The 13,499-nt window shown below is 71.8% G+C and carries 12 protein-coding genes; 3 read left to right on the top strand and 9 right to left on the bottom strand.

The annotated features are described in order from the left end of the window. Window positions 1-2 precede the first annotated feature (2 nt). The 7 genes from IE069_RS06030 to IE069_RS06000 form a co-directional block, all read right to left on the bottom strand. Entirely contained in the window at window positions 3-953 is a 951-nt protein-coding gene (locus IE069_RS06030; RefSeq protein ID WP_189349214.1) for a type II secretion system F family protein, read from the bottom strand. Further along, complete coding sequence (locus IE069_RS06025; RefSeq protein ID WP_189349213.1) at window positions 950-2,470, bottom strand: TadA family conjugal transfer-associated ATPase; 1,521 nt, start codon at window positions 2,468-2,470, stop codon at window positions 950-952. The genes IE069_RS06030 and IE069_RS06025 overlap by 4 nt, the downstream gene beginning before the upstream one ends. Next, window positions 2,467-3,663 (bottom strand): CpaE/TadZ family protein, encoded by a 1,197-nt coding sequence (locus IE069_RS06020; protein WP_189349212.1) that lies wholly within the window; start codon window positions 3,661-3,663, stop codon window positions 2,467-2,469. Before IE069_RS06020 ends, IE069_RS06025 begins: the two co-directional genes overlap by 4 nt. Then, on the bottom strand, window positions 3,660-4,415 hold the full coding sequence (gene cpaB / locus IE069_RS06015; RefSeq protein WP_189349211.1) for a Flp pilus assembly protein CpaB: 756 nt from the start codon (window positions 4,413-4,415) through the stop codon (window positions 3,660-3,662). The genes IE069_RS06020 and cpaB overlap by 4 nt, the downstream gene beginning before the upstream one ends. Window positions 4,416-4,472: 57 nt before the next feature. Continuing rightward, window positions 4,473-5,495, bottom strand: coding sequence for a TadE/TadG family type IV pilus assembly protein (locus tag IE069_RS06010; RefSeq protein WP_189349210.1), 1,023 nt, complete (start codon window positions 5,493-5,495; stop codon window positions 4,473-4,475). Next, window positions 5,492-5,884 (bottom strand): TadE/TadG family type IV pilus assembly protein, encoded by a 393-nt coding sequence (locus tag IE069_RS06005; protein ID WP_189349209.1) that lies wholly within the window; start codon window positions 5,882-5,884, stop codon window positions 5,492-5,494. Before IE069_RS06005 ends, IE069_RS06010 begins: the two co-directional genes overlap by 4 nt. Before the next feature lie 78 nt (window positions 5,885-5,962). Beyond that, entirely contained in the window at window positions 5,963-6,214 is a 252-nt protein-coding gene (locus IE069_RS06000) for a Flp family type IVb pilin (RefSeq protein ID WP_229790975.1), read from the bottom strand. Between the two features lie 615 nt (window positions 6,215-6,829). On the opposite strand from IE069_RS06000, the gene IE069_RS05995 reads away from it, so the two are divergent. The 3 genes from IE069_RS05995 (at window position 6,830) to rpsI (ending at window position 11,074) form a co-directional block, all read left to right on the top strand. After that, entirely contained in the window at window positions 6,830-9,793 is a 2,964-nt protein-coding gene (locus IE069_RS05995) for a helix-turn-helix transcriptional regulator (protein WP_189349208.1), read from the top strand. 295 nt (window positions 9,794-10,088) lie between these two features. After that, the gene (gene rplM / locus IE069_RS05990) at window positions 10,089-10,532 is read left to right on the top strand and encodes a 50S ribosomal protein L13 (RefSeq protein ID WP_189349207.1); all 444 of its coding nucleotides are present in this window, start codon (window positions 10,089-10,091) and stop codon (window positions 10,530-10,532) included. A 41-nt stretch (window positions 10,533-10,573) separates the two neighbouring features. Continuing rightward, complete coding sequence (rpsI, locus tag IE069_RS05985; protein ID WP_189349206.1) at window positions 10,574-11,074, top strand: 30S ribosomal protein S9; 501 nt, start codon at window positions 10,574-10,576, stop codon at window positions 11,072-11,074. A gap of 95 nt (window positions 11,075-11,169) precedes the next feature. On the opposite strand, the gene IE069_RS05980 is transcribed toward rpsI, so the two are convergent. Both IE069_RS05980 and IE069_RS05975 read right to left on the bottom strand, forming a co-directional pair. Next, window positions 11,170-12,777, bottom strand: a complete 1,608-nt coding sequence (locus IE069_RS05980; protein WP_189349205.1) for an exo-alpha-sialidase — start codon at window positions 12,775-12,777, stop codon at window positions 11,170-11,172. Further along, the gene (locus IE069_RS05975; protein ID WP_189349204.1) at window positions 12,778-13,464 is read right to left on the bottom strand and encodes an N-acetylmannosamine-6-phosphate 2-epimerase; all 687 of its coding nucleotides are present in this window, start codon (window positions 13,462-13,464) and stop codon (window positions 12,778-12,780) included. Window positions 13,465-13,499: the final 35 nt, after the last annotated feature.

Raw genomic sequence — 13,499 nt, 5'->3', positions numbered from 1 at the left:
TCCTAGAATTCGATCCGGGTCATGCGGAAGAGCACCAGCGACCCGATGCCCAGCATCAGGACGCCCACGACCAGCATGACGATGCCGAGGGGGTGCGTGACGAGCTGTCCCACGTAGCCCGGATTCGCGACGGACATGAAGGCGGCGAGGGCGAACGGCAGCGCGATCAGGATGTAGGCGGAGATCCGGCCCTCGGCGGACAGCGCCCGCACCTGGCCCTTGATCTGTGCCCGTTCGCGGATCGTGGCGCCCACCTGGTCCAGCACGCGGGCGAGGTCGCCGCCGACCTCCTGGTTGATTCGGATGGCCTCGGCGACCCAGGCGAAGTCGTCGGAGCGCATGCGATCGGACGCCTGGAGCATGGTGCTCTCCAGCTTGCGGCCGACCCGGGCCTCGTTGACGACCCGGCTGAGGACCTCGCTCATCGGCGCCTCGAACTCGGTGGCCGCCGCGTCGAACGCCCGCAGCACCGAGTGCCCGGCACGCAGGCTGCCGGCGAGTGTCATCAGCAGGTCCGGCAGCTGCTCCTCGAAGGCCGCCCGCCGCCGGTCGGCGCGCACGCGCAGCGCGACGACGACGGCGACCGGCACGGCCAGCGCGAACAGAACGGCCAGGCCCGGCCCGGACAGGGCCCCGCCGAAGGCGCCCGCGACGAAGGTCCCGATGGCGGTGAGGACGACGACCTCGGCCGGCGACTGGCGCACGCCGGACTGCTCGAGGGCGTCGGCGCTGAGCCAGCCCCGGCCGCCGGCGCCGAGGCGGGCCTCGACCGCCGTGACGGCGGCTCCGCCGACGCGTGCGAGAGCCGACGAGTCCTCGACGGCGCCGACCGGCCGCCGTCGCAGCCGGGAGACGCGGGATGTCGCGGGGCGGAAGAGAACCAGGACGACGAGGCCGAGCGCCGCCAGGGACGCGACGAGGCCGCCGGCGAGGAGCCAGCCTTCCGGGGTCATCGCGGGCCGCCGTCGAAGAGGCCCGCCGGGAGGCTGACGCCCACGTCGTGGAAGTGGTCCACGAACCGGGGGCGGACGCCGGTGGGGACGGGGCGGCCGAGGAACCGGCCGTGCGCGTCGACGCCGGCGGCGTAGTCGAACGCGAACGCGTCCTGGAGCGTGATGATGTCGCCTTCCATGCCCTGGACCTCGGTGACGTGGGTGACGCGCCGGGTGCCGTCGCGCAGGCGGGTCAGGTGCACGATCAGGTCGACGGCGGAGGAGATCTGCTCGCGGATGGCGCGCAGGGGCAGGTCCATGCCCGCCATGAGGACGAGGGTCTCCAGACGGGCGATCGCGTCGCGGGGAGCGTTGGCGTGGACTGTGGAGATGGAGCCGTCGTGGCCGGTGTTCATGGCCTGGAGCATGTCGAGGGTCTCCCCGCCGCGGACCTCGCCGACGATGATGCGGTCCGGCCGCATGCGCAGCGAGTTCCGCACGAGGTCCCGGATGGTGACGGCGCCGCTGCCCTCGATGTTGGCCGGACGGGATTCGAGGCGCACCACGTGGTCCTGCTGGAGTTGCAGCTCGACGGCGTCCTCGATGGTGATGATCCGCTCGTCGTTGGGGATGAAGGAGGACAGGACGTTGAGCAGGGTGGTCTTGCCGGTGCCCGTGCCCCCGGAGATGACGATGTTGAGCCGGGCCTCGACGCACGCGCGCAGCAGGTGGGCCATCTCCGGGGTGAGGGTGCCGTAGTCGGTCAGGTTCCGTACGGTCAGCGGGACGGCGCCGAACTTGCGGATCGTCAGGCTGGGCCCGTTCACCGCCAGCGGCGGGATGATGGCGTTCACGCGGGAGCCGTCCTCGAGGCGCGCGTCCACGAGCGGCGAGGACTCGTCGATCCGCCGCCCCACCCGGGAGACGATCCGTTCGATGACGCGGCGCAGGTGCTCGTCGGTGCTGAAGCCGGCGTCGACCTCCGCGAGCCGCCCGTGGCGCTCGACGAAGATCTGCCGGTGGTCGTTGACCATGATCTCGGTGACGGAATCGTCGTCGAGGAGCCTTTGCAGCGGCCCGAGCCCGAGGACCTCGTCGCCGATGTCGCGGATGAGGCGCAGGCGCTCCTCCGGGGTCAGGGGGACCTGCTCGGCGTCGATTGCACGGCTCAGCTCGTCGCGGGCCAGCCGGCGGAGGGCGTCCTCGGTCATGTTCGGGTCGCTGATCCGCGAGCCCAGCCGTTGGAACAGCGTATCGGCGGCGCGGGCCTTGAGGCCGGCGAGGGCGTCCCGGTTCCGGGAGCCGGTCGTCCGTTCGGCCGGCTCGCGGTTCCGCGCCGGCTCCGGCACCCCGACGGCTGGTTCCGGCGTGTGCGCGGAGCCGGCGGTGGGCGCGTCCGCCTCCCGCGGCGCCGTGTCGGCGCCGGCTACGGCCGGATCGCCGGTCGGCTCCGGGGGAGCCGGGTGCGCGGGGGCTGCGGCCGGGGCGCCGCCGCCCCCGTTGCCGCGGTTGGCCTTCAGGCGGTCGGAGAGTCTCATGCCACGACCTCCCGCCGGTGCAGCTGCCGCAGTCGCTGCTGTTCCTCGGCGCCGAACCTGTCGACGAGTTTCGACAGGCCGCGGAAGGCGCTGTCGTGCCGGCCGTCGGCGAGGTGCGGGATGCCCCGGTTGGTGCTGAGGGGGACCGTCCGCGAACGGGGGATGACGACGTCGACGGGCGCGCCGAGCGTCGACTCGATGTCGCCGATCGTCAGGCCGCTGCGCTTGTCGGCGAGGTTCACGACCGTGTGGCGGCCGCGCGGGACGAGCTGCAGTTCGCTGAGCACCGCGAGCGCGTTGTTGGTGCCTCGGACGCTGGGCACGTCCATGCCGCAGATCCAGACCGCGGCGGTGGTGCGCTCGAGTGCCGCGAGCAGGTGTTCACCGAGGCCGGGGGCCGAGTCGATGACGACGTAGTCGAACTCGACGGCGAGCTGGTCGATCACGAATCCGATCTGCTCGGGGGAGAGGTGGTCGGCCTCGGCCGGCGTCCGGGGCCCGCACAGGGCGTAGACCCCGTGCTCGGTCCGGGCCAGGTAGGCCTTGAGCACCACGGAGTCCTGGGCGGCCGCGTTGTGGGCGGCGTCCGTGATGACGTGCTCGGGCTCCAGGTTCAGCGCGCTGGCGACGTCGCCGAACTGGAGGTCGAGATCCACGACGACGACCCGCTGCGGGGCGACGCGGGCGAGCCCGACGGCCAGATTCGTCGCGATCGTCGTCTTCCCGACCCCGCCCTTGGGCGAGAGGACGGTGATGACCTCGGCGCGTGGACGCGCGGAGTCGGCGTCGGCCGGGTGCCTGCGGCGGTCGACGGCGGCGCATGCGCGCTCGATGGCGAGCCGCAGCGCGGCGGGATCGGCGTCGGCGGGCGCGACGTCGCGGATCCCGGCCCGCATCGCGGAGCGCATGAGCTCCGGGTCCTCGTCCGACTCGGCGATGAGGACCACGGCGACGTCCGGCGCCGACGCGGCGAGGCCGGAGGCCAGGCGCAGCGCCGTGTCGGTGGCGACGTCGGGCCCGATGACGACGACGTCGGTCGGCTCGCCGAGGCTGCGCCGCAGCACGTCGCCGGGCGGCTGGGAGGCCGCGCCGGCCCCGACGCGGTACAGGGACCCCGGGACGGCACTGTCGATGCAGGCCTGGAGGCGGGACTCCAACGGGTGGGAGTCGGTGATCAGCAGGAAGCGGCTCATTGCAGGATCTCCTCGATGCCCCAGACGTCGGTCTCCGAGTCGCTCGGCGGGGCGTCCTCGTGCTGTTTGGCGAGCCACGTCAACCCGAAGTCCTGGGTGAAGATGATCTGCCCGGCCTGGTCCGTGGAGACGGCGAAGGTCACGAAGGCCGATCCCGTGGGCAGCGCGGAGACGCCGTCGACGGTCTGCTCCTGCTGTTCCGCCGGGGCGATCTGGATGGCGGTGACGAGGACCTGCTCCATCAGCAGCTTGGTCCGCTGGTCCCTGGAACTGGTGGTCTCGCCGCCCTCGATGAGGAGTTCGTAGTTGCCGAACACCGCAACCCGGTCCCCGGCCCGGATCTTGCCGCCGACGACGCGCGCGGGGTCGAGGGCGACGGTCACCTCCTGGAGCCCCTCGGGGACGGGGACCGTCCCGGCTTCGAGCTGGTCGGCGGGGTCGACCAGCTTGTCGTCCAGCAGCTGCTCGCCGGCCAGCAGCGGCTGCGCGAGGACCCGACCGTCAGCGGTGTCGAGCTCGGACACCGCGCCGTCGGCGACGGCGTTGGCCGGCAGGGTGGCCGGCTCGAGGTGGTCGCCCAGCTCGGCGACACTGGTGCCGGCCTCGATATCCGAGGACGCGACGAGGACCTCCTGCGGATCCAGCCCGGCCTGCGCGCGCTCGTCCGCGCCGCGGACGTAGTTCAGGAGCAGGATGGCGCCTACCACGGCCAGCACGAGTGCGACGATGCCGCCGATGAGCCTGCTGTTCATTGCTCTCCTTGGGTTGTCGGCGCCTGGGGCGCCGTTCAGGTGCGGTGGTGGTTGGTGCTATTCGACGAGAGAGGGAGGGACGGTGACGCCGTAGTCGATCCCGCCGCCGCCTCCCAGTTCGTCCGGTTCGTACATCTCGACGAACTTCCCGTAGACGCCGCGGCAGTTGCCTTCGCAGCCGGGCGGCAGCGACGCGTTGTCGGGGTGCTGGTCGGGGGAGCCGCCGCCGGAGAATTTCCAGGCCTCGATCTCGAAGGCGGCGACGCCGGTGATCTCCCATTCCACGTTGGACCCGCTCAGACCGTTGGAATCGGAGATGACCGGGAAGTAGACGGTGGCCGCCCCGTCGGCGGTGATGGTGGCGATCCAGTCTTCGAGGGTCTCCTGGCAGATGGCTTTGACGCCGCCCGAGGCCGGCATCGAGTTGCCCGTGTCGCCCGGGTAGAGGGTTCCCTCGTCGACGTCGATGTGGACCTCGCAGCTGCCGTCGGGGTCCAGCCACCCCCAGTTGCCGGGGATGTCGCTGCCGTGGGGGTTGCAGGGGCTGGCGGCATAGGTCAGCCACTCCGCGACTCCGCCACCGCCGGCGAGGAATTCTTCGAGCGCGCACTCGGAGAACGCGAGGGGGAACGTGAAGTCGCCGATCGTCGGGCCTCCCCAGGCGGCGACGGCGCGGGCGCGGACGCCGACCGTGTCGGTGCCGAAGAGCTGGCCGAACCAGACGGCGGAGCCGTTGACATCTGGCCCGCCGGGTTCGCGGGCCTCGGTGATGACGGTGACCTTCCTCGCGGAGAGGTCGACGCCGGTGTTCGCCGCGGACGCGGCGTCGGCGGCGTTGGCGTCCGCCAGCGATTCGCCGAGCGCGGAGTCATTGGCGCAGGCGGCGGAGGCGGCATCCTTGGCGCACTCGTTGGCGACGCCGAGGGCGGCTGCGTCCGCGCTGTTCTGGAGCTCGGCCCGCTCCCAGAAGAGCTTGCCGAAGTCGACGGCGATCGCGGTGAACAACAGCAGCACGACCATGAGGCCGGCCACCATGACGGAGGAGCCGCCGCGTTCGTCGGCCATCCGGTGCCGTGTCACGCTTCGCATTGCATGGCCCCTTTGGCTTTGATTTCGGCGGGCAGCGGGAAGAGTCCGAGGAGCGGGTCGTTGGGCCCGGCGATCACGACGGAGATCGTGGCCCCCTCGGGGCAGCCGGCCTGCGACGCCGCGGCGCTGGTGATGTCGACGGTCGGCGACCCGGCGTCGGCGACGGCGAGCAGATCGAACGCGGGGTCCTCGTGGTGCAGGACGTAGGCGCGCGCGGCTGCGCGGGCCCCCTGCGTCGCGGAGATCTGCTGGTTGAAGAACCAGGCGTATTCGAGGATGCCGAAGATCAGGCCGAGCAGGATCGGGACGATCAGGGCGAACTCGACCGCGGAGCCCCCGTGTTCCTGGCGGAACGGGGCGGGCATTCGGGTCCGGGCCATGGCACTCCTCGCTGGTTCGACGGCGGATCCGTGGTGGGGCGGCCGGAGCCGCCCCACCACGGACTGGTGGATCCCTCTTTAGATCACAAGGCCGTCGAGGTAGGTCCCGATCCTGCCCCAGAGGTTGTTGAGGGCTCCGGTCATCAGGCCGGCGCCGATCAGGACGACGAGCGAGATGATGCCGATGGTCAGGCCGTATTCGACGGCGGTGGCGCCCTTCTCTTCGCGGCGCAGGCGTCCGCCGAGCGTCTCGAGGGCGAGGTAGATGTTGGCGAAGAACGTGTTCATGTCGAGAATCCCCATCGTTTCCAGGGCGGCGTCGGTCGCCACCTTCTTGTCTGTGCGTAGTCCCAGGGGATTCTCGAGCGTGCCCTCTGTCCGGGTCGACGCGCGCCGTTGCCGGCTCCTCGAAACGGTCCCCCAACCGCAGCGTCGTTTCTGGAGCTTAGGACTGGTCAGAGCGGGGTGTCCACGGGTACGGGGCCCGGCCGGGACCCGATATCCGCGACATTTCCCCGAGGCGAATCGCGCCCATTTCCAAGGGTGAAGAAATGGCGAATTCGTGCCGGATGCCGAAAAGAGGGTTCTGACGTGCAGAGATCGTAAATACCGGCCGCGATTCAATTCCTGGTCTGCGCTGGAGAAATGGTCGTTGAAAACCTCGTAGTTTTCCCCGTAGTGCGTGCCGCGATCCGGGGTGACTGTATGGACCATACGTGGATCACAGGGGTGGATACGGGGTGGTACGAGTCTTCCGGATACGGGTACGTGAACCTTCAATTACCCCTTGTTGGCGCCTGGGGACAGGCCAACTATTGGACTTGTCGTCGTCTCGACGGCGGCAGATCGCTTGCACACCCCGGAGTTTATTTCACCCCCCCCGATGGCTCCGGGGCGTGCCTGCGATCGGGCTTTCTGCGGGTGTCAACCCTTACACTGGTGTGCATGGGGAGAAGGCGGTCCGAAGGAGAAATCATCGGCCGCGGGGATGAACTGACGCGTCTCCGCGCAGCAGCCGAGGACGTCGCTGCGGGACACCACCGATTCGTGATAGTCGAGGGGCATGCAGGAACCGGCAAGTCGGCGGTCATGTGGTCGGCGCTCCGCGACTACTTGGACTGGCCGCGCAAGTTCGCGTCGCTCGAGTCGACGGACAGGTCCGTCCCCGGTTCGGCCGTCTGCCAACTGGTCCCGGGGCTGACTCCGGAGATGACCGAAGACGTTGCCGGCGCCGTCGCCTACTCGCTGTCCGTTCTGGACACCTTCGAGGAGCCGACGATCATCATCCTCGAGAACGCCCAGTGGACCGATCCCGTTTCTACGGCCGTCATGTCCGGCATCCTCCCGTACCTGGGCAACTACCCGGTCCTCTTCATCGGCACGGTGCGCCCCTGCATGGACGAGTCGGCGCAGCAGCTGGTCCGGGCCGCGCTGGCGCCGGCGACGTCGTCGTACATCGCGCTGCCCCCGCTGGAAGCGGACCAGACGCGGGAGTCGCTCGAGTCGATGCTGGGAGTGCCCGTCGGGCGGGATATCGCCCGGCGCTTCCACGAGGCGACCGGCGGGCTGCCGCTGCTGCTCGAGGAGGCGGCCCGCGCGCTGCACCCCGGCCGCCACGACGCCCACGCCGTCGCGGAGGCGCTCGACGTCTTCGAATCGCGCACGGCGCGCCGGGTCCGCGACTTCGACGCGTCCGTCGCCGACAGCCTGTCCTACCTGACGCCGACCGCCCGGCAGGTGCTGCGCCTGCTCTCGCTCAGCCCCGATTCGCTGACCGCCGCGCAACTGCAGCAGGCCTGCGCCCTGACCGACCTGCGGGCCGCCGACCTCCTGCCGCTGCAGGACTCCGACTTCATCCGGTGGGACCCGGTCGACTACGGCTACCACGTGTCCCTGGTGCCGATCGGGCAGGCGGTCCGGCACATGATGATGCCCGACGAGATCGCGGAGTGCCATCGTGCTCTGGGGGAGGCCGGGGACCTCGCCGCGGCACCGCTGCACCGCTTCCTGGGGCAGCACCCGGAGGCCCTCGGCGGGCGGGTGGCACCCGGCGCCGGAGACATCCGGGTCCCCGCGGAGATCGCCGAGGACATCCTGCGGCTGCTGGACCGGCGCGAGCACGCCCGGGTCGTCGCGTACCTGAACGCGCTGGCACGGGTGAGCCCGGGGGACGACACGCTCGCGCTGGCGCTCCTGGCCCGGTGGCGCGAACCCCGCGAGAACCTCTGGGGGCCGATCCGCCTCGCGATGCGAGGCGCCCGGTGCCCGCTCCTGCTCGCCGTGGCGCGGGCCGTGCAGCACTTCACCGAGGCGCACTACGAGGCGGCCGTCGCCGAGCTCACCCGGGCCGGCTCCGTCGAGGTGGAGAGTCCCGCCGCGGCGTACGTCTTCCTCCAGGCCGTGGACCGTGTCGGACGCACCGACGCCGTGCGCGGGACGCTCCACCAGAGCCGCGACCTGCGCCGGGTCGCGGCTCGCCACCTGGAGCGGCTTGCAGCGGAGCTCGAGGACCCTGCCCCGGAGGACATCCCCCTCGAGGGGTTCGCGCTGCGCGAGCGGCTCGCGACCCTGCGCGCCAGCTTCGCGTTGTGGGAGGAGCTCGCAGATCTCGCACCCGCGCTCCAGGACGTGCGCCCGGGCATGTTCGCCGAGCTGTCCCGGCGCCAGGCGGGCGTGCTGGAGGGCCTGCCGGATTCCGAGGAGGACGCGCTCGCCGTCCGCGTCCACGCCGCCGCCCGAGCGCGCGACTTCGGCGACCGGGCCTCCGTGATCCGGATCCTCGGGCATCGGACCGTCGTCGAGGCCGGCAGCGACGACCTCGCGGCCGACGCCTACTGCCACCTCGCCCTGACGTACTTCGACGCCGGGCAGTTCGCGCGCGCCGCGGAGTTCGGCGGTCTGGCCCGGGCTCAGGCCTTCGGCAGCCACAACGCCGAGCTGCTGCTCACCGCGGAGGCCGTGGGCGTGCTCGTCGACGGCGCCCGCGGCGGCCGCGAGGCCGTGGCGCCGCTGCTGGACGAGCTGGCGGAGTCCTCCGACGTCGTCTGGCTCCCGTTCGTGCGCCTCGCCGCCGCCTACGTCCGCGCGTGGGCGGCGATGGCCGACGAGGACTACGACGACGTCGTCTCCGCGTTGTCGCCGGTCTCCGACAACGTCCTCGGGTGGCAGCCCCTCGGCATGGTGTCCGTCGCGCTGCTCGCGCGCGCCCAGTACTACTCCGGCAGCGCCGTGCTCGCCGGCGAGGGGCTGGCGCTGGTCGACGAGCACGGGATCGGGGCCATGGAGCCGGTCGCGGAATTCGTCACCGGCTACCTCCGCGCGCTGGCCTCCGCCGAGGCGGAACCGCGCCGGGCGGCCGGCGAGTTCGCCGCGGCTCTGGAGGTCGCGGACAAGATCCCCGGCCTGGGCACCGGCGCCCCCGACGGACGCGGCGGCGGCTTCCGTCTCTACCGGGCACTGGCCGCGCACGACTTCGGGCGGCTCGTCGCCCGGTGCCCCGACGAACTGCGCGAGTACATGCCGGAGGCCTACCGTGCGGCCCTGTCCGCCCAGCAGCTGTGGATCACCTCCCAGGCGGGCGGGCTGCGGCGGGCGACGGACGTCGTCGTGCGGGACCTGCGGGCCGTACTCGACGGCCGGAGCAAGCGCCCGCCGGACCCGGATGTCCCGCGCCGCCCCGCCCCGCCGCGCCCCCGGCAGTCGGAGCGGGCCGCGACGCAGGCGCTGGAGAAGCTGACGGCGCGGGAGCGGGAGATCGCCGTGCTGATCGGCCGGGGGCTGACCAACAAGGAGGTCGCCGACCGGCTCGTGATCTCCGTGCGCACGGCGGAGTACCACGCGGCGAACATCGCGCGGAACCTGCGGCTCGGATCGCGTGCGGAGGTCCGCGAGGTCTTCGCGGGGGAGTAGGCGGGGCCGCCGGCTGTGAGGCGCGTCCCAAGTTGGGGCGGCAGTGCAACTCTGCTAGAATTTGTAGCTGTTGTGCATACCCGTGCCTGACATCCCGCAATCCACGTGACGGCTTCGTTGCAGGGCCCTGGTCGGTGGATTGTGCAGGCGTTACAAGGGAACCGGTTGGAATCAGTCCTCACCTGATGAACTGGTAGAGCGCTACTCGTAACACAGTGCGCATGCTGCTGATGGATCTCACAGCCGTCGCGGCAGGCGCACTTGACCAGCATCCAAGGAAACGAAGGCAATTACCGTGCGTACGTACACCCCGAAGCCCGGCGACGCAGATCGCAAGTGGCACGTCATCGACGCCACTGACGTCGTTCTGGGCCGCCTCGCCAGCCAGACCGCAACTCTGCTGCGCGGCAAGCACAAGCCGACCTTTGCTCCGCATCAGGACATGGGCGACTTCGTGATCATCATCAACGCCGAGAAGGTCGCCCTCACCGGCGCCAAGCTCGAGCAGAAGCGTGCCTACCGCCACTCCGGTTACCCGGGCGGCCTGAAGTCCCAGACCTATGCGGAACTTCTCGAGACGAACCCGGTTCGCGCCGTGGAGAAGGCAATCGCCGGCATGCTTCCCAAGAACAAGCTGGCCGCCCAGCAGATGGCCAAGCTGAAGGTCTACCGTGGCGCGGAGCACCCGCACGCCGCGCAGGAGCCCAAGGCATTCGAAATCACCCAGGTCGCGCAGTAGCGCTGGGCCCCGAACAAGAGAACTAGTTTTCAAGGAGAATCGTGGCTCAGAACACTGAAGAGCTGAACGAGGTCGAGGCTGAGACGCCGTCGACCTACACCACCGAGTCCACCGCTGTCGAGGAGACCGCCGCTGCAGAGCGTCCGGCCCTGACCATCGGCGGCTCCGCCGTCGGCCGCCGCAAGGAGGCCATCGCCCGCGTGCGCCTGGTTCCCGGCACCGGCAAGTGGACCATCAACGGCCGCTCGCTCGAGGAGTACTTCCCGAACAAGCTGCACCAGCAGGACGTCAACGAGCCGTTCAAGCTCCTCGGCCTCGAGGGTGCCTACGACGTGGCGGCCAACATCTCCGGCGGCGGCGATTCCGGCCAGGCCGGCGCGCTGCGCCTGGGCATCGCCCGCTCGCTGAACGAGATCGACCGCGAGAACAACCGCCCGGCCCTCAAGAAGGCCGGCTACCTGACTCGCGACGCCCGCGTCATCGAGCGCAAGAAGGCCGGCCTCAAGAAGGCACGCAAGGCCTCGCAGTTCTCGAAGCGCTAAAACCCGTCGGACGCGGAGCCTCCGACCTCGTCGGAAGCTTCCCCCGAACTCGAAAGCCCGGCACGTGGAATTCCACGTGCCGGGCTTTCGGCGTCTCAGGGCGCATCCTGCGCGGGTGCGCGGCACGCGGGAACGGGCTCGACCAGCCACTCGATGTCGAGTGTCTCCGGCGCCGGAACGGGCCAGCCGTCGGCGCCCGGTGCCGGCGAGGTCGGGCCGGGCACGGGGAAGACGTGGTTCAAGTGCATCCAGACGGCGGAGCCGCCCGGCGGCACGATCCGGGACTCTCCGGCCAGATCCCCGGCGGGGCGCACCGCGACGGTCGCGGGCCCGCGGTTGCGCACGGCCGCCGAGTAGGTCACGGTGTCGCCGGGCTGGACGCCCGGTTCCGGGGGACCGTAGTTCGCGAGCAGGTCCGCCCGGGAGGCCAGCACCTGGGCCCCGACCTGGCCCACCTCTTTGCCCGCCGGCCCGTACCCGCCGTCAGCACGGCCCAGCACGGCGTGCTCTTGGACTAAGGACCAGCGCGCCGGCGGGGCGCTGGTGATCGACCGCGGCACGACCTCCGCGAACAGCCGGGGCCAGCCCGGGACCGGGCGGGCGGCCGGCTCCTCGGACGGGGCGGCCGGGGCGGTCACCACGCCGAGGGGCACGGCCGCGAACACCAGTTCCTCGTAGGCACCGCGCTCGTAGAAGACGCCGAGCCGACCGCCGTCCAGAGCCACCGCCGTCGAATATCCGGACGCCCCGGGGCAGAGCACCACGGCCTCCTCCCACGGGCCGCCGGTCGCCCGGTGGCTGATCGCCGTCCTCCGGCGCAGGTGCGAGTGGGCGTTGTGCGTGGCTGCGAGCCCGCCGCCGTCGAGCGCCAGGACCGAGCCGTTGTCGCTGGGGTCGGGCAGGCCGGCCTCCGGTTCCGGGACGGAGAACGAGGCCCCGCCGTCGTGGGAGACGGCCGCGAGCCGGTGCGGGGTGCAGCGCGATTGCAGGAGCACGGTGCCGTCCGCGAGGGCGGCGACCGAGGACTCGTTGGTGTGCGCGCCGGCGGCCGAGGGCCGCAGGGGCTCGCCGAGCGCCCACGTGTCGCCGTGGTCGTCGCTGCGGGCGACGGCCGCCGCGATGCGTCCCGTGGACAGGAGCACGACGCAGGCCTGGAGCAGCCGGCCCCGGTGCGGTCCGGCGTCGATCCGGGTTCCGGTGCCTGACGCGGCGAAGATCGACCGGATGCCGGGGGACTTCAGCTGGGAGGTCAGCCGCCGGTGGGACCAGGTGCGGCCGTCGTCGTCGGAGACCGACACGTCGACGTGCTGGGTGGCGTCGAGGCCCTCCTCCGACTCGAAGAACCCCCATCTTGTGGTGGCCGCGTGGAAGCAGAGGATCCGCCCGGAGCCGGAGCCGGAGCCGGAGCCGGAGCCGGGGTCGGCGATCAGCGACGCATCGCCGAACCCCTCGAGGCCGGTGCCCGTGCGCAGAACCTGCTGCGCGCCCCAGGTGCGGCCGCCGTCGTCGCTGCGGCGCATCAGGAGGTCGCAGGGGCTCGGGAGGTCGTCGAGCGTGGGCCGGCCGTCGTAGACGGCGAGCAGCGCGCCGGTGCCCGTGCGGGCCAGCGCGGGGATCCGGTACTGCCGGTAGCCGCCGAGTCCGCGCGAGGCCAGGACGACCTCCTCGACGGCAGCCGGGCCCGGCCCGGGATCCGCGGGCACCTACGCCCCCAGCGCGTCGACGAACCAGCCCGTGATGGAGGCCGGGTGCGTGATGGCCGTGCCGACCACGACGGCGTAGGCGCCGGCGTCGAGGGCCGCGCGGGCCTGCGCCGGCGTGTGGATGCGCCCCTCGGCGATGACGGGCCGGCCCAGATCGGCGGCCGCGAGCTGCTCGATCAGCTCCAGGTCCGGCCCCTCGGTCCTGCCGCGTTCGCCGGTGTAGCCGGCCAGGGTGGTGCCGATCAGATCGGCGCCCGCCTCTGCGGCGGCGTCGGCGTCGGCGAGCGAACCGCAGTCGGCCATGACGCTCGCGAGCGAATCGGACTGCACAGCGGCGACGGTCTCGGCCAGGCTCGCCCCGTCCGGGCGCTTCCGGCGGGTGCCGTCGAGCGCGACGATGTGCGCGCCCGCCGAGGCGACGGCCAGGGCGTGCCGGATCGTGGGGGTGATGAAGACGCTGTCGTGCCCGTCCTTGAAGAGGCCGATCACGGGGACCTCCACGGCCGAGCGCGCCGCCTGGACGTCGGCCAGGCCCTGGACGCGGACCGCGGCGGCGCCGCCGATGACGGCCGAGGCGGCGACCTGGCCCATCGTCCGCGGATCGCGCATGGGTTCGCCGGGATAGGCCTGGGCGGAGACGATCAGGCGGCCGCGCATCGATTCGAGGGCGGTGGGGGAGAGCAGCATCGGAATCCTTCGTTCGGGGAAGCGGGGTGCGTCCG

Source organism: Zhihengliuella salsuginis (assembly GCF_014651715.1).
Classification (GTDB): Bacteria; Actinomycetota; Actinomycetes; order Actinomycetales; family Micrococcaceae; genus Zhihengliuella; species Zhihengliuella salsuginis.
This window is presented reverse-complemented; position numbering and strand designations above follow the sequence as displayed.

Excerpts from the sequence above, each read along its gene's own strand:
- IE069_RS05995 (WP_189349208.1), top strand. The coding sequence starts at position 6,830 with ATGGGGAGAAGGCGGTCCGAAGGAGAAATCATCGGCCGCGGGGATGAA.
- IE069_RS06025 (WP_189349213.1), bottom strand. The coding sequence starts at position 2,470 with ATGAGACTCTCCGACCGCCTGAAGGCCAACCGCGGCAACGGGGGCGGC.
- IE069_RS06020 (WP_189349212.1), bottom strand. The coding sequence starts at position 3,663 with ATGAGCCGCTTCCTGCTGATCACCGACTCCCACCCGTTGGAGTCCCGC.
- IE069_RS06030 (WP_189349214.1), bottom strand. The coding sequence starts at position 953 with ATGACCCCGGAAGGCTGGCTCCTCGCCGGCGGCCTCGTCGCGTCCCTG.
- IE069_RS05975 (WP_189349204.1), bottom strand. The coding sequence starts at position 13,464 with ATGCTGCTCTCCCCCACCGCCCTCGAATCGATGCGCGGCCGCCTGATC.
- IE069_RS06005 (WP_189349209.1), bottom strand. The coding sequence starts at position 5,884 with ATGGCCCGGACCCGAATGCCCGCCCCGTTCCGCCAGGAACACGGGGGC.
- cpaB (WP_189349211.1), bottom strand. The coding sequence starts at position 4,415 with ATGAACAGCAGGCTCATCGGCGGCATCGTCGCACTCGTGCTGGCCGTG.